Source organism: Bacillus sp. SA1-12, from assembly GCF_000981385.1.
GTDB lineage: Bacteria > Bacillota > Bacilli > Bacillales > Bacillaceae > Metabacillus.
On the sequence record NZ_LATZ01000022.1, the window covers coordinates 37,273 to 59,785 of the forward strand.

Sequence of the window (22,513 nt, forward strand, 5' to 3'; positions counted from 1 at the left end):
AACCTAAATAAAAAGGCCAAAGATGATCACAGAATATCTTCGGCCTTTTTATATTTGATTAGATAGCAGACCTAACATTTTAGGATGGAATGCTGGTAGAACCTATGTTTACATAATAAGACAGCCTTGATGGCTGTCTTATTGTGTTTGGACTATGTCTCACTAGGCTTGTTATCAGCAGGAGCTGGTTTTGTATCAACAGGAGCCGGCTTGGTATCAGGCTCTTCTTTTTTTGGTGGTGCAGGTTTGTTGTTTTCCTTTGTTTCTTTATTAGCAGGACTAGTGTTTGCTGGGACAGAAGCAGGTTTTTTCTCAGCGTATTCCCCAATTTTGATAATGTTTGATGGTGCCGATTCGCGGCCAGCCACATCGACTGCAACAACATAATATGCCGCTGGTGATTGACCGACTGTTACAGCTAAGGAATTTGAGGCTGGAACACTAGCAACCTTCTTATAATTTGTTGAATAATTTGATGCTGCATATACACGATAGCCAATAACATCATTGTCAGGGTTAGCCTTCCAGCTTAGTTTCGAATCACTTGCAGAAATCCCGCCGACCTTTGTTGGAGATGCCCCATTATCAGCTATTTCATTTCCTTCAGTTATCACAAGATTTCCTAATTTTGATGAACTTGGCAATAATCGTTTTAAGTCACCAAGACTTGATATACCGTGCTTCTTAAGGATTTCCTTCTTCAGCATAACACCTTGCTGAACAAATTCTGCCGGTGCTGATGAAGGGACCTTATAAGCTCGATCTTTTACGACTACATATTTCCCGCTTGTTAAGCTATCATCTACTGTTCTCGGAACATATTTAACATTAAATAGGTCTGTTGCCACTAAGCCTGCTTTTTGGCAAAGTTCTGACGGCAATTCACCTGTTAATGTGCAATACGATCTCGAAACAATTCCATCCGGCCTTTGGAAACGAGTTTTTGGAGCAACCAATTCTGGATTCGCATCATAAGCAGCATTCATTAATTTAGCCCATAATAGAATGTTGCGTTTACTGTATGACATACCTTTGTAATTTTGCTCCAGCGATTTAGGTGTATCATAACCAATCCAGGTTCCAAAAGTTACATTTGGATTGGTGGCAACGAACCATGCATCTTGATAATCTTGACCAGTTCCGGTTTTTCCAGCCCAGTCAGCACTGAATGATAGATAGCCATTTAATGAAGCTGCTGTTCCGCTGCTAATAACATCACGCATCATATCGAGCGTTAAATAAGCAGTTTGCGCGGAAAATACATCCGTTTCTGTTTTTTCATGCTGATAGATCATTTTCCCGTCATTTGTTTCAATCTTTTCAATCATATAAGCATCGATAAATTTCCCTTTATTCGCAAAGGTTGTGTAAGCATTTACGTTTTCTTCAACCGTCACACCAATTGTCATTCCGCCTAAACTTAATGAAGGAGCTCCATAATCTTTTTCATGGAGAGTTGTAAAACCCATTTTTTCTAAGTAACTTAACGGCTTTTGATCCATAATTGTTAAATATGTTTTAACAGCTGGAATGTTATAGGACTGCTTTAAGGCTGTTCTGGCACTTGTTAATCCATGGTAGCCGCCGCCATAGTTTTGCGGTCTCCATGATCCTAATGAAAATGGAACATCTGCAATCACAGACCCAGGTTGTGATTTTCCTAATTCCATTGCAGGTGCATATACAAGTAATGGTTTCATTGTAGAACCATTTGGCCGTTCAGCACGTGTAGCATGATTTAAATTTTCCCGATCAAAATCACGTCCTCCCACGAAACTGATAATCCTTCCGGTGTTATTTTCAATTAATACTCCGCCGGTTTCGACTGGTTCCTGGATCACTTTTGTTTTTCCTGTATCAGGGTCTTTAATATTTTCGGGCTTGTCACTGCCGTAATACTTGTAATTTGCCACAACATCCTGCATCTTGTCGTAGATGTCTTTATTGATTGTTGTGTGAATACGGTACCCTTTATGTCGAATTGCTTGGTCAGCTAAAGCATAGTATTGGTTTTTTAGCTCTTCATCCTTATTCAGTTCTTCCTTTGTATACCCATCCTTATTCGCAAGCTGTGCCATGATAATTTCCTTTGCACGGGCCTCAACTTCATATGTTAGAAAAGGATATTGTTCAATTGAGGAAGGTTTTTTAGGTGTTAAATTGGCCCTTAGATCATAGGACAAGGCCTCCTCGTATTCTGCCTTTGTAATATATCCTCCAGAATACATCCGGTTTAAAACTGTTTTCATTCGGTTAATACCAGGATTAAGGTTCTCCTTAACAGTACCGCCATCATTGGAGAATGGCGTGTAGCCGAACGGGCTTTGCGGCAAGCCTGCAATAAACGCAGATTGAGGAATATTTAAATCCTTTGCTTCAACTCCAAAAATACCTTTAGCAGCAGCCTGGACTCCTGCAATGTTTCGGCCATTTGAATTACGTCCAAAATCTGTTACATTTAAATATGCTTCAATAATTTCATCTTTTTTAAAGAATTTTTCTAGACGTAATGCAAGCAGAATTTCTTTTGCTTTTCTGTCAAAAGATACCTCATTTGTTAAGATTTGATTTTTGATTAACTGCTGTGTAAGTGTGCTTCCGCCTGTTTGCACTGCTGCATTTGTAAACTCCTGAAACAGCGCTCGCATGATCGCTTTGGGCACAACGCCATCATGCTCATAAAAAAGCTCATCCTCAGTGGCGATAACAGCATCAACCAAATGCGGTGATACATCTTCTAATTTTACCTCTTCACGATCAATGTCTGCTCTTAATTTTCCAAGATAGACATTGTTTGCGAAATAAATCTCTGATGTTTCTTCATAATTGTATATATCGTTCTTCAATGCTTCATACGAACGAATTGGTTCTTCCTTAACTAATGAAGCAAAATATCCAGCACCAACACCCCCGGCAAAGCAAATACCAATGAGCCCAATCACAAGGAATAATAAGAGAAGGTTTCCGATAACGTTATAGGATATCCGAAAGCTTCTAGCTAAATCTTTGTTCATGAAAGGTGAGAAGCGCCTAAGTTTTTCATCCTTTTTTTTCATTATGCAATCCCCCCGAATCTTAAATATTATACCATAAGAAAACGCAAAATTTGTATGGTTTTGTCATAAAGTGAGACTTCCATCAGTGGAGACGTACTATCCCCACTGATGGTTAGCGAAACTTATCGGATCATTACGGGCAGTGATTCTTACTAATCCTGATAGCTTTGCATAATTTTTGAACTGGATAAAGGAGTGGTTGATGTCTATTTGTCTGCTAAGAAGATATATGGTTTTCTTCTTCGGTGTTTCACTCTCAGTATTGACTTTCGGTGTAGATTATGGGTAAAATGCATGTAGTTAATTCCATATAAGATATGGCTAAGATTGGTTTTAGTAGTGGTGATCTCCCTTTTATAGAGAGCTGATGGTTGGTGGAAATCAGCATAAAGATTATCCATGAATTACGTCCATGAGCTTCTTTTTTGAAAGGGAATCCTGAGTAGAAAAAGACGGTTAAACCGTTAAAGAACCGAGTGAGGATTAGTAATGACACAATCCTAAGTAGGGTGGTACCGCGAAACTTTCGCCCCTTCAGTATTGAAGGGGCTTTTTGGCGTCCATTCTATAATAGGGTTGAAACAAGAATAAATTAACAAAGGAGATCCAAAAATGAGTGAATTATTAGGTGATTTACAATTTAGAGGCTTGATCAACCAGGTTACAGATGAGGAGGGTCTTGCCAAATCATTAGACGAGGGGAAAATTAAGCTCTATTCCGGCTTTGATCCTACAGCAGATAGCCTTCATATTGGTCATTTACTTCCTGTATTAACGCTTAGACGTTTTCAACAGCATGGTCATCATCCAATTGCACTTGTCGGCGGTGCTACGGGATTGATTGGTGATCCAAGCGGGAAGAAAGCTGAGCGTACATTAAATACCGCAGATATCGTAAAGGAATGGTCAGATCGAATTAAAGGACAATTATCAAGATTCCTTGATTTTGAGGCTGAGTCAAATCCAGCTATTATCGTGAATAACTATGATTGGATTGGCAGTCTTGATGTTATTTCATTCCTGCGTGATGTTGGGAAAAACTTTGGAATAAATTACATGCTTGCAAAAGATTCAGTTCAAACACGAATTGAATCAGGGATTTCCTTTACAGAATTTAGCTACATGATTTTACAATCGTTTGATTTCTTAAAGTTATATCAAAACAATGATTGTAAACTGCAAATTGGCGGAAGTGATCAGTGGGGGAATATTACAGCTGGATTGGAGCTAATCCGTAAATCAGAAGAAAATGCGAAGGCGTATGGTTTAACAATCCCTCTTGTAACAAAGGCTGATGGTACAAAATTCGGTAAAACCGAAGGCGGAGCGATTTGGTTAGATCGTGAAAAAACATCACCATATGAATTTTATCAATTTTGGATTAATACAGATGACCGTGATGTAGTGAAATACTTAAAATACTTCACGTTCCTTTCCAAACACGAAATTGAGGAATTAGAACAAGAAGTAAAAAATGCACCAGAAAAACGCCTTGCGCAAAAAGCGCTAGCTGAAGAAGTAACCAAGCTTGTCCATGGTGAAGAGGCATTAGAACAAGCAATTAAGATTTCTGCAGCATTATTCAGCGGGGATATTAAACAATTAACAGGCAATGAAATTTTAGAAGGATTTAAGGATGTTCCATCTACAAACATTGAAGAAAAAGAATTGGGTATAGTAGATTTGCTGATCCAAGCGAAAATCTCACCTTCAAAGCGTCAAGCAAGAGAGGACATTACAAATGGGGCTATTTATATTAATGGTGAGCGAGTTCAAGATCTGGCGAAAATTCTTTCAGAGGAAGATAAAATTGATGGGCAGTTTACTGTCATCCGCAGAGGGAAGAAAAAGTATTTCCTTATCCGTTATGTATAAATTGACGATTAATGAGAAGAGGGCTGTCTCAATAGGGACAGTTCTTTTTTGCTGCATAGGTAATGATAATTCGCTTTAAACTGTGAAGAAGTGTGCTGATCCAGCTCCTGCGCTTAGCCGCTCATGGGTGATTTAATTGTCCTAGCCGCTTTTGCTAATAAAAAAATCCTGGACCAAATGGCCAGGATTTTTCTTATTAACGAGAGTAGAACTCAACGATAAGAGCTTCATTAATTTCAGCAGGTAATTCAGAACGTTCAGGTAAACGAGTGAATGTACCTTCTAATTTGTCTGCGTCGAATGTTAGGTAATCAGGTACGAAGTTGTTTACTTCGATTGCTTCCTTAACAATGTCAAGGTTGCGAGATTTTTCACGTAAAGTGATCGTTTGACCAGGTTTTACTTGGTAAGATGGGATATCTACACGTCCGCCATCTACAAGGATATGACCGTGATTAACGATTTGACGTGCTTGACGGCGAGTACGAGCTAAACCTAAACGGTACACTACGTTATCAAGACGAGAATCAAGAAGGATCATGAAGTTCTCACCATGTTTACCAGCCATTTTGCCAGCTTTATCAAATAGGTTACGGAATTGGCGCTCATTTACACCATACATATGACGAAGCTTTTGCTTCTCTTGTAATTGTAAACCATATTCAGAGATTTTTTTGCGTTGTCCCGGACCGTGTTGTCCTGGAGCATATGGACGCTTTTCTAATTCCTTACCTGTACCGCTTAATGAAATACCTAAACGACGAGAGAGTTTCCAGCTTGAGCCTGTATAACGAGCCATGCTAACTCCTCCTTTATGTTTTTATTTTGCATAAAATAAAAACCAGACTGACTGCACAATTTTGCACATTTTGTTTTCATGTATCCTCGCTCCAGCAGCATAGAGTTACTCGATACACCTCCTTTATTAAAAAAGGGGAACAAAATGAAATCAAGATTGCTTCATCAATAGGCTGCATATTTTATACACAACGAACATTATATGATCTTCCATGTATAAAGTCAAGAGCCTTTACATAAAGGAATAAAAATAATCATAATTAAAGGTTCGTTCTTAAAAGCTAGTTATTGATTAATAGGAAATACGATGGAGGACAAACTTTCCAACTTTATACAAAAATGAACGGATTTTATGATATAATGAAATAGAAATTCTTTTGTTTGTAGTAAAAAAGTCACGTGTTTTGCAACTTGATAGTGTGGGTGAGAGATATGGATGATCATGATCAATTCGTTATAATGTCAATAAAAAGTGCCTTCTTTGAATATTTAAGGAACGATCACCAACAGCATTCAGTAAACGAAATAATTGAAAAACTGACATTTGTTATAAAAAAGGAACTATCAATTGAACAAGCTGTGTTTATTCCAAAAGATAATCTACCAAGGTATGTATTACCATTTATGAAAATAAACAACGAAGAATTTTCCTCTTTAAAACACAATTTTATAGAAGGGAAATGTTATCTTTTTGGAGAGCAAGCTTTTATTCCAGTTTATTACCAGAATGTGCTGCATGGTATAATCCATTTAAATGGATTAGAAGCCAGTCAATTTTCTAGCGCGGTATTAGACGAAATGGCAAAATCGTGTTCATTTTTCTATAGCCATAGTTTAAATTTAATAGAAGTCATTCAAAATGAACAAAAGTATGAACTGCTATATCATTTAACCGATAAACTGCATTCACTTATGAATAAAGATGCAGTTCTTACTGAACTGATTACGGTTTTACAAAAGATGTTTTCTGACTATCATTTTTATTTGTTTTTATCACAGGATCATGAAAACATTCGTGATTTGCCGATTAAAAACTTGGATTTTGATTATCAAACAGGTAATGAGCTGGCAATGGAGGCTTATGTTACTGGAATTGCCCAGCTGACAAGGGATAATAAACAGAGTCAAACAAAGCTCTATACCCCATTAAACGGAAAACAAGGGGTATATGGTGTCTTACAGGTTATTGCAACTAACGGACTGGAGCTAAGTGATAAAAATGGAAATTTTATCACAATGCTAGCAAACGGAGCAAGTAAAGCATTAGAAAATGCTCACTTATATGAGCAGTCCAAACGACTAATAAAGGATTTGCAGCTTATTAATGAAACGTCTCATCGCTTAAATAAGAATTTAAGATTAACAGACACGATGACTTATATGTCATTAAGTATTATGAATTCATTTAATGCTGATGAGGTGGGGTTTTTTTATCTTGATTCAAATCGATCGGTACATATCTTTCCAGGAAGTACGGGTTTTTTTCATACAGATGCTGCTGAGACCTACATTGAGTACGTTCGGGAAAAAATCGAAAAGGATTTAGAAGGATTATTCATCGGTAATATAACAACTTCTATAAAGACTGCTTTATTTTCCTCCGTAATGGCTGTACCGATGGTTCAAAGTGAGAATCTTAAAGGATGTGCACTGGTTCTTCACAAGGAGCCATATCATTTCTCATTTGATATGTTTAAGTTACTGCAATCACTTATACATCATTCAACACTTGCTCTTACTAATTCTTTGTTAAGAGAAGAACTGGAAACAATGGTTAAAACTGATCATTTAACACAGCTTTATTCTCGCAATTATTTTACTAGTTTTATAGAGAATTCCATGAAAATGGATCGCCAAGGAACCTTTGTTTTAATTGATATTGATAATTTTAAAATGATCAATGACACATATGGTCACCAAATTGGGGATGATGTTCTCGTCCAGGTCGCAAATACTATAAAGCTTAATATACGCGAGAATGATATTGGAGCAAGGTGGGGCGGTGAAGAACTGGCAATTTATCTTCCGCAAGTAAATTTGCAAGCAGGAATAACGGTAGCGGACAGAATCGTGAAACGGGTAAGAGAGAATACAAATCCGACAATCACTATATCATGCGGGGTATCCTATTGGAATGTTACGATGAACGAAAGCTTTAAACATCTTTTTAGCCGAGCTGATAAGGCCCTGTACACGGCAAAAAACGAAGGGAAAAATCAAGTTATCGTACAAGTATGAAAAAAGTGAGCTGGATGAACTCCAGCCCACTTTTGTTTTAATTAAGCAGTATTCTATTTGTACTTAGTTGATGTGTTTAGCGCATGCGTCCAGCCCAGATAGTCTTGCATTTTTAGAATTAAAGGTAAAAAACATCCTCTATACTGCCTGTGCTAAGTAAGGCGCTTGCTTCCACATTTTTTATATATAAGTAACCAATGTCTTAACAAATTCCTCTAATGAAGCTTCATCAACTTCATCAAATCGATTTTTGTTTGGACTATCAATATCTAAAACGCCGATAAGTTCATTATCCCTAATAAGGGGAACAACAATTTCTGAGTTGGAAGCAGCATCACAGGCGATATGCCCCGGAAATTGGTGAACATCAGCAACACGTTCTGTTTTTTTGTTTGCTGCTGCTGTACCGCACACACCTCTTCCTAATGGAATGCGTACACAAGCTGGCAAGCCTTGAAAAGGTCCTAGTACAAGCTGACCTTCTTTTAATAGATAAAAGCCTACCCAGTTAATATCCTCTAAAAATTGATTTAATAATGCTGAAGCATTAGATAAGTTTGCGATCAGGTCATCTTCACCTTCTAAAAGGGCTTTCAGCTGTTTTATCAATAATTGATATTGTTCTTCTTTACTGCCTGCATATTTTTCGACATGAAACATCTTGATTACCTACCTTTAGCTAAGAATAAACAAAGTCATCAGAACTTTGTCGAGCGATTGATAAAGGAATCTAGCGCTATTAATGGAATGTATAGTTATATGAGAACGGAGGTGATCCAAATGACTAAACAACCATCACGTGATACAAAGCAAAAGATTCTTAATGCAGCGATTTATTTATTTAATTCAAAGGGCTTTACAGGTACGTCTGTGAGGGAAATAGCCAATCGAGCAAATGTTAATGTTGCTCATATTTCCTATTATTTTAAAGGGAAGGGCGGTTTACTTGAATACCTTGTTTCACACTATTATGAGGAGTATATTCGAGTAATCGAAGAAAATTATTCCCAATTAAAATACGGTAATGCCCACATCGTTTTAAGTAAAACTATTTTAGATATATTAAATTATCAGCATGAGAACCGTCAACTTTCAAGACTTGTATACCGTGAAGTGACAGTAGATTCTGTCCTTATTCGAGAAGTAATGACGACCTATTTAACGAAAGAAAAATATTACATCAAATCTGTCATTGAACAAGGGATAGAGGAAGGATCTATTCGAAAAGGTTTTGTACCACATATGATTATCCAATTACGAAGCCTTTTGCATATGCCATATTTGCAGCCGCAATATATGAGTGAGGTTCTTCATATCCAACCGCACGAAGCCTATTTTGTTCATCAATATTATAAAGAATTAAAAATTTGGCTAAACTCATTGCTGGCAGAGAATCTATCTCTGGAGGGAAATCTAGCTGCCGTTCGTTAATTGATCATAATGTGAGTAATTCTTCCCAACATCCCTTGCACTGTGGGCATCTGAGCCATAGATAAGAGGGATTTTTTGTTTTTCTGCAAATTTAGCAATTGTTTCTCCTGGATACGTTTCCCCGCAAAATTCTTTTCTTAATCCAGCAACATTAAAGTCAATCTCTAATCGATGATCCTTTATTGCTTGAAGTACCTCAAAAATAACAGACTCAGTAGAGAATGTAATTGGATATAGCTTTTGGAATTTATGAACCAATGTTAGATGCCCAATACGCTTCGGTTTATAGGATCCTAAGTCACTTTTTATCGAATGTAATACCTCCTGATAATAGGCATGATGAAGTTTTTCTAAGGAACCGGCAACTTGAACCATTTTACCGAATATTTTTTCGTCAAAATCCATACAGAAGTATGTATCATTCAGTTTTAAGAAATGAACAGAAAGAATAGAATCATCCAGAAATTTACCAAATTGATTTAGAAATTGTTTTGTTTCATGTTCATATTCCTTGATATAATCCACTTCCAACCCGATGTTGATCTTGATAAGATGCCGATACTTTTCTTTTAAAAATTCTAGATCTGAAATATAGGAATCAATGTCTTCTAATTTCATGGCACTGTCTTCATTTGGCGTCGGGTCATTAAATCCAAATGGAAGCGGCGCATGCTCTGTGAAGGTTAAAATGTCAAACTCTTCTTTTATCGCCTGTTCGATATATTCTTCTAGTCGATCCGCTGTCCCATGCGGACAATAAGGGGAATGAACATGTCCATCTTTTTTCTTCATCGTCATTATCCTTTCTTAACTGTGGTCAATAAAACGTCATATCCCTTGTTTATCAGTCAGATATTTGCTTTCCAAGCCAACCTGTCAATCGAGTACAAATAATGTAAAAAAATTAAAATTTCTGGTCAAAAAATGTCGTTTACATGGTATCATAAATACATTGAAATAACATTAAAAATGTGTTGCTTATATGATAGGAACCTTTTTCAAAAGAAAAAGAAATTAAAGGTATTTTCTTTTTTATTTGGCAAATTCAAACATAATTAAAATGAAGGTTTCATTTATACATAGATTTAAGAAAAACGCTTATCAGCATGATATTGTAAAACTTTCATCAGTGGGGAGTTTTTTTCCTGTCATGAGGATTTTGTGTAACAACGAGGGGGCTCATTATGGAAGTTATTATTGGATTAATTCTTTTAGTATGTATTCTCTTTGGGGCAGGATACATGTTTAGAAGAAAAATTTATAAAGATGTTGATCGCTTGGAAGCATGGAAAATTCAAATTATGAATCGGTCTATAGTAGATGAATTATCTAAAGTGAAGGAATTAAAAATGGTCGGACAGGCCGAAGAGCTGTTTGAGCAATGGAGAAGTGAATGGGATGAAATAATTACTACTCAGCTTCCAGAAGTAGAGGAACTCCTCTTCGATGCTGAGGATTTATCTGATAAATATCGATTTACGAAATCCAAAAATGTTCTTCAGCATGTTGAAATGGTATTAAAAACAATTGATGAAAATATTGATAAAATCATTGAAGAAATTAATGAATTGGTCTTCAGTGAAGAAAAAAACAAGATTGAAAGTGAAGAGATCAAACAGCAATATAAAAAAATAAAAAAGACATTAATTGCTCACAGCCACCAATTTGGCAAGGCACATGTCAAATTAGAGGAGAAATTAGCAGAGATTTCTGAGGAGATAAAGAAGTTTGATTCGGAAACGAATGAAGGAAATTATTTATCCGCAAGGGACATTTTAATCAAGCTAAGGCAAGAGCTTGACCTTCTCCAAGAAAAAATAAATGAAATTCCTAAGTTATTAACCGAATGTAATATTACATTACCTAATTTAATTAGTGAATTAGCAGAAGGTTATAAGGAGATGAAGGCTAATGGTTATTATCTTGAACATATTCAGGTGGAGGCAGAGCTAGAGAAATTTAACAAACAATTGGAATTATTCCGGAAACAATTAGAAGAAACGGAAATTGAGGATATTGGAGAAAGTCTTCAAGCAACTCAGGAATCAATCGATACCATCTATGATCTATTAGAGAATGAAGTAGAAGCAAATCATTCTGTAAAACTAGCAAAAGAATCAATAAACAGTAAATTAATTGACTTTGCAAAACAAAAAGCAGCAACCGGAGAAGAGGCTGATCTTGTTAAGCAAAGCTACCAATTGTCAGAAACAGAGCTTGATAAGCAAAAGCTAATTGAAAAGCAGCTTTCGCAAATTGAAAAGAAATTTGCACATATTGAGCAAAATTTACAAAATGATCATGTTGCTCACTCAATTATCAAGGAAGAGTTGCAAGAAATAGAAACACAAATTAATAAGCTGTTTGAAGACCATAACGACTATCGCGAAATGCTTCAAATGTTAAGAAAAGATGAGCTTCAAGCACGTGAAAAATTGAACGAGCTGAAAAAAGTATTGCTTGAAACAAGCAGAGCTGTTCACCATAACAATATACCTGGATTGCCTGCTGATTTGGTTGAGTTAATTGATCAATCAAAAAGAGCTGTTTCAAAAGTAACTGTAAAATTAAATGAAATTCCATTAAATATGCTTGTTGTCAATCAATTATTGGAGGAAGCCGTCCAATCCGTAGAAACGTTAAAGCGCGTTGCGGATGAATTAATGGAACAAGTTTATCTGGTTGAACAGGTTATTCAATATGGCAATCGATATCGAAACCGAAATCCTCAGGTTGCAGAAAAATTTTTAGAGGCAGAAAAACTTTTTAGAAGATATGAATATAATCAATCATTAGAAACGGCAGCGGCAGCTCTTGAGCAAGTTGAACCGGGCTCATTACAAAAAATCCAACAAATGATTAACGAGGAAAAACGAATTTAGAAAGAAGAGACAGGGATGGCTATAATGAAATGTATTATGTGAAGGCACGATAGGATGCTTACATAATCATTTCATTAGCATTCCTGTTTTTTGTTTTATGAGATTAAGAAAAGTATAACTTCTTGTATTTAGTCTTAGTGCCTAGCTCCAGCGCCTAACTCCGAAGAATAGGACTGCAAGGTAAGGGATAAGGCTGCAGTATTTATGACTGCTTCACAGAAACAAGAGGATATATTTTTATTTCCTTTTTTGATATGGTATTATTACAACCTGAATATAAGAAAACTAACTGTTGATTTTAAACAAAATGTAAGGATTTAAACAAATTCTAACTTTACATATGGAAAGAGGAAACAAGATGTTGTATTTAGACAACAGTGCGACAACTATGCCATATCCAGAGGTTATGTCAGTCTATGCAAAAGCAACAGAAGTTTATTTTGCCAATCCTTCTTCATTACATAAACTTGGCAGTGAGGCTGAGTCGCTGCTAAATCAATCGAGAAAGCAAGTAGCTCTTCTATTAGGTGTAGAGCAGCAGGAGGTTATTTTTACTTCAGGGGGCACTGAGGGAAATAATCTTGCAATAAAGGGAGCTGCTCTAGCGAATCAACATAAAGGAAAGCATTTGATTACATCGATGGTTGAGCACCCATCTGTTTTAGAATCGTTTCGGCAACTTGAACGGTTTTTTGATTTTGAAGTTACCTATCTCCCTGTTGATGGGGACGGTTTCGTCTCAATTGAACACATGATAAGGGCATTGCGTGACGATACTATTCTTGTTTCAATTATGCATGTAAATAATGAAGTAGGATCGATCCAGCCGATAGCGGAGATTGGACAAATTTTAAAATCTTATTCAAATGTACTCTTTCATGTTGATAATGTGCAAGGAATGACAAAGGTACCTTTAAATTTAAAAAATGCGAATATTGATTTATGTACGATTTCTGGTCATAAATTTCATGGATTAAATGGTACAGGAGCTTTGTATGTAAGGGAGGGAGTGCAGCTTCTGCCTCTTTTTTCGGGAGGTTCTCAAGAACGGCAGTTAAGATCTGGAACGGAAAGCCTAGCAGGAAACGTAGCTTTAGCTAAAGCTCTTAGAATGGCAAGTGAAAAAGCGGAACATCACTCAATTAGACTAAAACAAACTCGCGATAAACTACTAGAAGAACTTATGAATATAGACGGAGTCATTGTTAATACACCAATAAAGCATGCCGCGCCACATATCATAAATTTTTCAGTGCCGGCAGTGAAGGCGGAAGTACTGATTCATTTTCTTGGAGAGCATAATATCTTTGTATCAACAACATCTGCTTGTTCATCAAGAAGAAAAGCTATAAGCAATACTCTGATTGCAATGAATAAGCATCAGGATATTGCAAAAAGTGCAATTCGGGTAAGTTTATCTCTTGAACAAACTGAAGAGATCATTCCCCCTTTTATAACGACGCTATCAAAGGGGATCGAAAAATTAGCAAAGGTTATGAGGTAAAAAGATGAAATTTGATCACATATTAATTCGATTTGGGGAAATATCTACTAAAGGGCGTAATCGAAAAAAATTTGTTGACCGATTAAAACGGAATATTAAGGAAGTACTAGCAGACTATCCAGAATTAGGATACGAAAGTACACGTGATAGACTTTATCTTCATTTACATAATGAAGATCATGAAGGAATCGTTGAAAAGCTGAAAAACATCTTTGGTATCCAATCATTCAGTTTAGCTATTAAATGTGAAAGTGATATAAACCAAATAAAAGAATCTGCATTAGAAGCCATCAGAAGTCTTTACCATCCGAATGATACATTTAAAGTTACAGCTAAACGCGCAAACAAGCAATTTCCGCTTGATACAAACGAATTAAATTATCAGATTGGAAGACATATACTTAAAAACACGGATGATTTAACAGTTGATGTAAAAAAACCGACCATTAACCTGCGGGTTGAAGTTCGGAGTGAGGCTACATACTTAACCTGTTATGATTACAAGGGGGCAGGCGGTTTACCTGTTGGTTCCAGCGGCAAAGCAATTCTTTTATTATCTGGCGGAATTGATAGCCCTGTTGCTGGTTACTTATCTTTAAAACGGGGAGTGGAATTAGAAGTTATCCACTTCTTTAGTCCGCCTTATACAAGTGAACGTGCTAAGCAAAAAGTTATTGACTTAACACAAGAACTTACTGCTTTTGGCGGAAGTATAAAACTGCATATTGTCCCATTTACAACGATACAAGAAAAAATTCAATCGCAAGTACCTGAAAATTATACCATGACATCTACGCGCAGAATGATGCTTAAAATTGCTGATAAATTGCGGGAAAACAAGCAAGCACTTGCCTTAATCACAGGCGAAAGCCTCGGACAAGTGGCTAGTCAAACATTAGAAAGCATGGTTGCAATAAACGATGTGACCAGCACTCCTATTTTAAGACCGTTAATTACGATGGATAAAACAGAGATCATTGAAATTGCTAAAGTAATTGGGACTCACGATATATCAATTCGCCCATTTGAAGATTGCTGTACAATTTTTACACCAGCAAACCCAAAAACGAAACCGAAGCTTGAAAAGGTTTCACGCTTTGAAAGTTTCGTTGATTTTGATGAACTCGTCGATGACGCAATAAACAATATCGAAACCATCCTTGTGACAAAGGAGCAGAAGGACGAGTTCAGCAATCTGTTTTAATAACAAAAGTTTCTAATAATTACCAAAAATAATTATGAATGAAGCCATGTGTATTTACACATTCTATACTCACAAGGAGGTGATACACATGGCACAAAACAGATCAAGCAACTCTAACCAATTATTAGTAGCTGGTGCACAACAAGCTATCGACCAAATGAAGTATGAAATCGCTACTGAGTTCGGTGTTAACTTAGGTGCTGAAACTACTTCACGCGCTAACGGTTCTGTTGGTGGTGAAATCACTAAACGTTTAGTATCTTTTGCTCAACAACAAATGAGCGGTTCAGTTCAACGTTAATAAATGAATAAATAATGGCTACTGAGGGCGGGGGCATCCCCGCTCTTTCTTTTGAATAAGAAATATCATCTTTCATTCAATCGCTCACAAAAAAGTGGGCTTTTTAATTGGTTTGGAAAGTCTAGCTTTTTTACATAGTTTTGATGTCTAGCTCAGCACCTAGCCCCCTCGAGTTATAAGCCAATTTAGAATTGAAGGCAATGAACGCCTTCTATTCTAAATCGTCTTATGCAAGTCGGGGCTGTTCGAGGTGCTTCCGCTTTTCTTAGTTAATATTTAAAATATTGACACTATTAGGTATAATATTATTGTACAAACATGAAGGAGGGGGAAGAATGGTAAGAGAAGAACTACTTGCACCATTAAGCTATAACCTTGTAGAAGAATTTGAAAAATATGCAGCAGATTCAACTAAAGTTGCATTATTATGGGAAAGTGAACAAGGTGAAAAAAAGGAGATTACCTATCGAGAGTTATTACAAAAGGTAAATCAAATTGGAAACGCTTTAATTAGTGAGGGGTTAAAATCGGGTGATAAAGTTCTTGTAGTCATTCCCAGGGTTATAGAGGCCTATGCAGTTTATCTTGGTGCTTTAAAAGCAGGCTTAGTAGTCATTCCTAGCTCTGAAATGTTACGAACAAAGGATTTACAATATCGAGTGTCACATGGAGATGTTAAAGCTGTCATCAGCTACGGTTTATATACAAGTGAGTTTAGGCAGATAAAAGAATATAATAATCTCATAAAGATAGTTGTGAATGGAAATGAGAAGGATTGGCTCTCTTTAGATGACCTCATGGCAAATCAAAGCACAACGATGGAAATAGCAGAGACAACATCAGAAAGTATGGCATTCCTTTCTTATACATCAGGCACCACAGGCAATCCTAAAGGTGTCGTACATACACATGGGTGGGCGTTCGCCCATTTACGAACTGCAGCAAAAAATTGGCTTAGCATTAATGAACAGGATATTGTTTGGGCTACGGCTGGTCCAGGATGGCAAAAGTGGATATGGAGTCCGTTTTTATCTGTGTTGGGGTCAGGTGCTACCGGTCTTGTCTATCATGGGAAATTTGATCCCGAGAAATATTTGCTGCTGTTGGATGAGTACAAAGTAAATGTTTTATGCTGCACGCCGACTGAATATCGAATAATGGCAAAGGTCGAGAACCTAGAAAACTATTCTCTTGCAAATCTTCATAGTGCTGTATCTGCCGGAGAGCCGTTGAATCGTGAAGTGATTGACACGTTTAAGCGTTATTATAACGTAAAAGTTCGTGATGGCTATGGCCAAACAGAGAACACACTTCTAGTGGGTGTAATGAAAGAAATGGACATTAAGCCTGGGTCAATGGGGAAACCGACACCTGGTAATGATGTCATTATTATTAATGATGAAGGTGAGCCTTGCTCAATAAATGAGGTTGGAGATATTGCCGTCCATAAAGATACTCCAGCATTATTTAAAGAATATTATAAGGAGTTTGAACGGACGGCGATGCAGTATCGCGGAGACTATTATATTACAGGAGACAGAGCTAAAATGGATGAAGACGGCTATTTTTGGTTTGAAGGCAGAAGCGATGATATTATCATCAGCTCTGGCTACACCATCGGTCCATTTGAGGTAGAAGATGCACTTGTCAAGCATCCATTAGTTAAAGAATGTGCGGTTGTAGCTAGTCCTGATGAAATAAGAGGAAATATCGTAAAAGCGTATATTGTGTTACGAGATCCTTCTCATCAAACAAATGCAGATCTCATTCAAACTTTACAGAACCATGTTAAAGAGTTGACCGCACCATATAAATATCCAAGGGAAATTGAATTTATTAATGAATTACCTAAAACAACCTCTGGCAAAATTCGCAGGATTGAGCTTAGGCAGCGTGAGCTTGAATTGAAGCAAGCGTAAATCAAAAAATTTAACTCTCTCTTTAGTAATCAGCGAAGCAGCCCTTGCAAAAACCAGGTACCATTGCCTGGTTTTTTTGATCTGTTGTTCATTATGGTACCATGCTGATAGAAACAAAAAATTTGGAGGAATGGTATTTGGGTACATTGTGGTTCGGTGGAAACATCTATACGTTAGAAAAAGAAGGAGAAAAAGTTGAAGCAGTATATGTACAAAATGGCTATATTATTGATACAGGGAGTTATCAGCAATTATTAGAAAAATATAAAAAAGAACTTAAGGAGAAGAATCATTTAAATGGAATGACGATGATACCCGGACTTATCGATAGTCATCTTCATTTAATCGGACATGGTGAAAAGCTTTTACGACTGGATCTTTCTAAAGCCACACGTTCAGAGGATATCGTCGAAAGTATTAAACAGCGAGTTAAGGACCTAAAAAAAGGAATGTGGGTAATAGGGGAAGGCTGGAATGAAAATCAATTAACTGACCAAAAAATTATCCATAAAACGGAACTGGATGAAGTAGCCCCGCATCATCCGGTTGTCCTTAAAAGAATATGCCGACATGCGGTCATCGCAAATTCACTAGCTTTAAAGCTTGCGGGGATTAAAGCTGATACTGATAATCCGCAAGGAGGCGTTATCGTCCGCGATGAGAAGAATGAACCGACAGGCTATTTACTAGATCAAGCCCAGGAGCTGATTTATCAGGTAGCACCATTTCCGACTCAGGAAGAGCTCGAACTAACACTTAAAACATCAATTAGGGATTGCCTGAAAAAGGGACTTGTTGGTGCTCATTCTGAGGATTTGTCCTATTATGGAAGTTTAGAAAATACATTAGGCGCCTTCCAGAATGTTTTAAGCAATGAGATAAAATTTCGCACCCATCTTCTTGTCCATCATCATGTTGTTGAGGAGTTCCAGGAAAAAGAAAGAATTATGGGACATTATGTAGAATTTGGAGCAATGAAGATTTTTGCTGATGGGGCATTAGGAGGAAGAACAGCGCTGTTAAGTTTTCCATATAAAGATGATCCAAGCACCTCAGGAGTGGCGATTCATTCGAAAGCAGAACTAGCTGAACTGATTAAAAAAGCACGATCTTTCAAAATGGAAGTAGCCGTTCATGCCATTGGCGATTTAGCATTTGAATGGGTACTTGAAGTTATTGAAGAGCATCCGCCGCTTAAAGGGCAGCATGATCGATTAATCCATGCTCAAATATTAAGAGAAGAGTTAATTGAAAAAGCAAAACACCTTCCAATCATTTTAGATATTCAGCCGCGATTTGTCTCAAGTGATTTCCCTTGGGTGATTGATCGAATTGGTCAGGAACATATGGATACATGCTATGCATGGAAAACCCTCCTCCAAGAAGGAATTCATTGTGCTGGTGGATCTGATGCACCTATAGAACCAGTTGATCCTCTATTAGGTATTTATGCTGCAGTGACAAGAACGAGTCTGTATGACCAATCAGGAAAAAGCTATTCTCCTGAACAGAAGCTTTCCGTTTACGAGGCAGTTGAGCTTTTTACAAAAGGAAGTGCATACGCTATTCATCATTCACATGATCGCGGTATGATCAAGAAAGGTTTTAAAGCAGATTTTACTGTTTTTAATCAAGATATTTTTGAGATTGCAGACAAGGATTTGTTAACGACAAAAGTCGTGATGACGGTGGTAGATAATGAAATCATGTATCAAGCTGATAGCCAGATTAAGTAACAAGTAAAAGGAAGCAGATCACTGCTTCCCAATTTTAATAACATATTCTCATAACCAGAGTAAACTTCTCCTTATATAAGCCCTTTTAAATAGAATACATTTTTATATGGGCAAGCCTCCAGTACCATCAGAGAGGTGCAATTATTCGTTGACGCCATAGTTTTTCACTGCTCCGAGGGTCTAGCCCTATTCGTCTTATGCTTGTCGTTTTGAGCCTTTTTTATAAGAAAGTTCTTTTTACCTTCTCCCAATATGAATTATCTTTAAGCTTTACGGTTTTTATTGGGAGCTCGCTTAGTCCGAATTCGAGCTGTTTCACATTTTGGATGCTTAATGCTTCATTATCCATTCCAATTACCGGATAGTCATTGCCATCTTGTACAATTTTTAATATTAATTTTCTTTTGTCACTTAAAATAAAGGATGAACCTAGTGTGCGGTATAGATTGTTATTTAAGGATGCCAGCTCACTAACCTGCAAACATGGCAGCATTGGATCGACAACTGCTCCATTTACAGATTTATTATAGGCAGTACTGCCTGTTGGAGTTGCTATTAGCATGCCGTCCCCTCTAAATGTTTCAAAATGAAGATCATCTATGTATACATCTATAACAAACGTTTTAATAATACTTGATTTAACGGAACATTCATTCAGGCATTTAAATGTTGTCGTTTCATCTACCTTTACTTCTAAGACCGGATAACGTCTTACTTCGATTGTAGATTCAGTTATTGCCTGGATCATTTTTTGTCTGTCATCAAGATGAAAATCACAATACAAGCTCAAAGTATCATCAATTCCAATTCCTACATACAGACAGTCTGAACGAAAGTTTGTTTTTCGAACAGCTTGTAAAAAGGCTCCGTCTCCGCCAATACTCACAATAATATTTGCTTGTGCATGATCTTCGACAACACGAAATTCATGTTCCCTTGCAAAATTAATTAATGATTCAACTTTCTCTATTAGTTTATCTTCTTTTTTGTAGAAAAAATAAACATTACGACGATCTGACACAACGATTCCTCCTCAATATAGGTAAAATCTCCACTTTTTTCCTTAGAAGTGTTACAATACTTTATGTTGTTTAGTTTACCACTTTTACATAATTAAATGTTAAAAGCTATGTAAATCATATCATATCAGTTCATAATTAAGGAGGAGACAAACTCAATGAATGGTAAACGCTGGGGAGCATTAGCGATAGCTGGTGTATTATTCGTCTTTTCGATTATTATCAGCTCAACAATGTTGTTTATAAACCAAAGTGAGATGTTTAAAGAAGCATTTGCAACAACCTCTGGCTTTTCGGAGGAAATAATTGAAGAAGGGTCTTCCTTTGATAAAATTCTTGTCTTAGATGTAAATGGTGTCATTCAAGATACCGGTGAAGATGTTTCCTCTTTTTTTAGCACAGCAGGCTATCATCATCAAACCTTTTTAGATATGGTGGAGGCTGCCGCTGAGGATGAAAGTGTAAAAGGTGTCATTCTTAGAGTTAATTCACCAGGCGGCGGAGTTGTTGAAAGTGCGGAAATTCATAAAAAGCTTATGGAGCTAAAAAAAGAAAGTAAAAAGCCGTTATACGTATCTATGGGAACACAAGCAGCATCAGGCGGCTATTACATATCAACTGCGGGAGATAAAATTTTTGCAGCACCAGATACTCTTACAGGTTCACTGGGCGTCATCATGCAGTCCATTAATTATGGAGAATTAGCAGAAAAGTATGGAGTTAAATTTGAAACAATAAAGAGTGGTCCTTATAAGGATATTTTTTCGCCAACACGCGAGATGACCGAAGAGGAAAGAAAAATTCTTCAAACAATGGTGGACAATGCCTATAATGGCTTTGTTCAAGTAATCAAAGAGGGAAGGCCTTTATCAGAAGAGGATGTCCGTAAAGTGGCGGACGGGCGTATTTATGATGGAAGGCAAGCAAAGGAAAAGAAGCTGATTGATGAGCTTGGTTATTTTGATGATGTGGTAGAAGCCATGAAAAAGGATCTTGATTTAGAGGATCCACAGGTGGTTGAATATGGAACAGCATTAGGTCTTGAATCATTCCTGTCAATGAGTGTGAGTAAGGTCTTTAATGAGGAGGCAGAATTATCTAACTTATTCCAGTTCCTGTCAAACTCAAACTCTCCAAGATTAATGTACCTATATTCTGAATAGGGAGGGATGGAATGTGGACGCTACTTATGAAGGAGCAGAGAATACAGAGTTGCCTTATGAACCTGTCCATATAAAAACGATAAGTGATTATAATTACTTACAAGCGGGATTTTGGATCCGCTTTTGGGCTTATGTAATCGACCTGCTTGTAATTGGGAGCATAAATCGTATTATAATTTATCCTGTATTTCAGTTACTTGGATTAGATAACAATTCTTCATTTATGTTTTCTCCTGTTTCGATTGCAACTGCGGTTATATTTTTTGCCTATTTTGTTTTAATGACAAAGTATCTTCAGCAAACATTAGGGAAAATGGTTTTTGGAATCAAAGTCATTTCCACTAAAGAGGGAAGCTTACATTGGGGGACAATAATATTTAGGGAATTAGTTGGCCGTTATATATCGAAGACAATTTGGATCGGCTATCTCATTGTTGCGTTTACCCCTAAAAAACAAGGACTGCACGATATTTTTGCTGATACACAAGTAATCCATGAGAAGTTATTTATTAAAAAAAATGAAGAAAAGCCTGCTGAATAATCAGCAGGCTTCAGCTTGTAGACAAAGTCTGATTTTCAGGCAGGTCTACAAGCTTTTTTTGTCGAATAAAGTAGTAAAGTTGGTTTGAGGGGTGCAAATATATGTTATCGAAACAATCAATGGAAGGTCGTTATCAAATATCGATGATTGCACTTGATGAAGTAGTTCCTGCTAATCATCTTGTTCGAAAGCTTGAAGCCGCTATTGATTTTAGTTTTATTTATGACTAAGTTGAAGATTTGTATTGTTTGGATAATGGTCGTCCAAGTATCGATCCAGTTGTGTTAATAAAGATGGTCTTTATTCAATATGTATTCGGAATTAAATCAATGAGAAAAACAAAAATGAAGCGATAGAAAAAGGGTTTGTTGATCCTTCTGTTGTTTTTATAGACTCTACACATGTTAAAGCAAATGCAAACAAGAGGAAGTTTATAAAAGAAGCTGTCAAAGCAGAAACAAAAAGCTATCAAACTCAACTAGAAGAAGAGATAAACGAAGATCGAATTGTACATGGAAAAAAGCCTTTAACCCCTCAAACAAAGGCGGAGACAAAAGAAATTAAAGTAAGCACAACAGATCCTGAAAGTGGCTATTATGTTAAGAATGAACGAGAGAAACAATTTGCCTATTCCTTTCACACAGTTTGTGACAATAAGGGATTTATACTTGCCAATCAAGTGACAGGTGGAAATGTACACGATAGTCAGGTAATAAATTCTCTTGTAGATGAATTGATTGAAAAAGTAGGTAAGCCTAATGCTCTTGCTGGAGACGCAGGATATAAAACTCCACCCGTTGCGAAATATTTAATGGACAAAGAAATTAGACCTGTTATGCCTTACAC

Annotated in this window: 16 protein-coding genes, 1 pseudogene and 1 other annotated feature; of the genes and pseudogenes, 12 read left to right on the forward strand and 5 right to left on the reverse strand. The window is 36.8% G+C overall.

Annotated features, from left to right (window positions below; genetic code table 11):
* Nucleotides 1–152 precede the first annotated feature (152 nt).
* Nucleotides 153–3,056: a transglycosylase domain-containing protein gene (locus WQ54_RS13625; protein ID WP_046517439.1), complete on the reverse strand. Its 2,904-nt coding sequence runs from the start codon at nt 3,054–3,056 to the stop codon at nt 153–155.
* Between the two features lie 314 nt (nt 3,057–3,370).
* Nucleotides 3,371–3,593 (forward strand) — a binding site (T-box leader).
* A gap of 75 nt (nt 3,594–3,668) precedes the next feature.
* Here WQ54_RS13625 and tyrS point away from each other — a divergent pair.
* The gene (gene tyrS / locus WQ54_RS13630) at nt 3,669–4,931 is read left to right on the forward strand and encodes a tyrosine--tRNA ligase (RefSeq protein ID WP_046517441.1); all 1,263 of its coding nucleotides are present in this window, start codon (nt 3,669–3,671) and stop codon (nt 4,929–4,931) included.
* A 196-nt stretch (nt 4,932–5,127) separates the two neighbouring features.
* Here the strand turns inward: tyrS and rpsD are convergent, their stop codons facing one another.
* Nucleotides 5,128–5,730 (reverse strand): 30S ribosomal protein S4, encoded by a 603-nt coding sequence (rpsD, locus tag WQ54_RS13635; RefSeq protein ID WP_046517442.1) that lies wholly within the window; start codon nt 5,728–5,730, stop codon nt 5,128–5,130.
* A 431-nt stretch (nt 5,731–6,161) separates the two neighbouring features.
* Here rpsD and WQ54_RS13640 point away from each other — a divergent pair, with 431 nt between their 5' ends.
* Nucleotides 6,162–7,967 carry a GGDEF domain-containing protein gene (locus tag WQ54_RS13640; RefSeq protein ID WP_046517444.1) on the forward strand — a complete coding sequence of 602 codons (1,806 nt, stop codon included), beginning with the start codon at nt 6,162–6,164 and terminating at the stop codon, nt 7,965–7,967.
* A 180-nt stretch (nt 7,968–8,147) separates the two neighbouring features.
* On the opposite strand, the gene WQ54_RS13645 is transcribed toward WQ54_RS13640, so the two are convergent.
* Nucleotides 8,148–8,627, reverse strand: coding sequence for a GAF domain-containing protein (locus tag WQ54_RS13645; RefSeq protein ID WP_046517446.1), 480 nt, complete (start codon nt 8,625–8,627; stop codon nt 8,148–8,150).
* Nucleotides 8,628–8,747: 120 nt separating this feature from the next.
* Between WQ54_RS13645 and refZ the strand changes: the two genes are divergently transcribed.
* Complete coding sequence (gene refZ, locus WQ54_RS13650; protein ID WP_046517447.1) at nt 8,748–9,398, forward strand: forespore capture DNA-binding protein RefZ; 651 nt, start codon at nt 8,748–8,750, stop codon at nt 9,396–9,398.
* Here the strand turns inward: refZ and hisJ are convergent.
* The gene (gene hisJ / locus WQ54_RS13655; RefSeq protein WP_046517449.1) at nt 9,381–10,190 is read right to left on the reverse strand and encodes a histidinol-phosphatase HisJ; all 810 of its coding nucleotides are present in this window, start codon (nt 10,188–10,190) and stop codon (nt 9,381–9,383) included. The two genes, refZ and hisJ, sit on opposite strands and share 18 nt — an antisense overlap.
* 392 nt (nt 10,191–10,582) lie before the next feature.
* On the opposite strand from hisJ, the gene ezrA reads away from it, so the two are divergent.
* The 6 genes from ezrA to WQ54_RS13685 all read left to right on the forward strand — a co-directional run bounded on the left by ezrA (nt 10,583) and on the right by WQ54_RS13685 (nt 18,944).
* Nucleotides 10,583–12,280, forward strand: a complete 1,698-nt coding sequence (ezrA, locus tag WQ54_RS13660) for a septation ring formation regulator EzrA (RefSeq protein WP_046517451.1) — start codon at nt 10,583–10,585, stop codon at nt 12,278–12,280.
* Nucleotides 12,281–12,638: 358 nt separating this feature from the next.
* Nucleotides 12,639–13,784, forward strand: coding sequence for a cysteine desulfurase family protein (locus tag WQ54_RS13665; protein ID WP_046517452.1), 1,146 nt, complete (start codon nt 12,639–12,641; stop codon nt 13,782–13,784).
* A gap of 4 nt (nt 13,785–13,788) precedes the next feature.
* Entirely contained in the window at nt 13,789–14,988 is a 1,200-nt protein-coding gene (gene thiI / locus WQ54_RS13670) for a tRNA uracil 4-sulfurtransferase ThiI (protein ID WP_046517454.1), read from the forward strand.
* Nucleotides 14,989–15,076: 88 nt separating this feature from the next.
* Nucleotides 15,077–15,289 carry an alpha/beta-type small acid-soluble spore protein gene (locus tag WQ54_RS13675; RefSeq protein ID WP_046517455.1) on the forward strand — a complete coding sequence of 71 codons (213 nt, stop codon included), beginning with the start codon at nt 15,077–15,079 and terminating at the stop codon, nt 15,287–15,289.
* 335 nt (nt 15,290–15,624) lie between these two features.
* On the forward strand, nt 15,625–17,208 hold the full coding sequence (locus WQ54_RS13680; RefSeq protein WP_046517457.1) for an acyl-CoA synthetase MbcS: 1,584 nt from the start codon (nt 15,625–15,627) through the stop codon (nt 17,206–17,208).
* Nucleotides 17,209–17,345: 137 nt separating this feature from the next.
* On the forward strand, nt 17,346–18,944 hold the full coding sequence (locus tag WQ54_RS13685) for an amidohydrolase (RefSeq protein WP_046517459.1): 1,599 nt from the start codon (nt 17,346–17,348) through the stop codon (nt 18,942–18,944).
* A 220-nt stretch (nt 18,945–19,164) separates the two neighbouring features.
* Here the strand turns inward: WQ54_RS13685 and WQ54_RS13690 are convergent, their stop codons facing one another.
* Nucleotides 19,165–19,965, reverse strand: coding sequence for an NAD kinase (locus WQ54_RS13690; RefSeq protein WP_046517461.1), 801 nt, complete (start codon nt 19,963–19,965; stop codon nt 19,165–19,167).
* Nucleotides 19,966–20,121: 156 nt separating this feature from the next.
* Here WQ54_RS13690 and sppA point away from each other — a divergent pair, with 156 nt between their 5' ends.
* The 3 genes and pseudogenes from sppA to WQ54_RS33605 form a co-directional block, all read left to right on the forward strand.
* Complete coding sequence (gene sppA / locus WQ54_RS13695; RefSeq protein ID WP_046517462.1) at nt 20,122–21,126, forward strand: signal peptide peptidase SppA; 1,005 nt, start codon at nt 20,122–20,124, stop codon at nt 21,124–21,126.
* 13 nt (nt 21,127–21,139) lie between these two features.
* The gene (locus WQ54_RS13700; RefSeq protein ID WP_052737789.1) at nt 21,140–21,667 is read left to right on the forward strand and encodes an RDD family protein; all 528 of its coding nucleotides are present in this window, start codon (nt 21,140–21,142) and stop codon (nt 21,665–21,667) included.
* Between the two features lie 101 nt (nt 21,668–21,768).
* A pseudogene (locus WQ54_RS33605) lies at nt 21,769–22,513 on the forward strand (transposase); the annotation flags it as partial.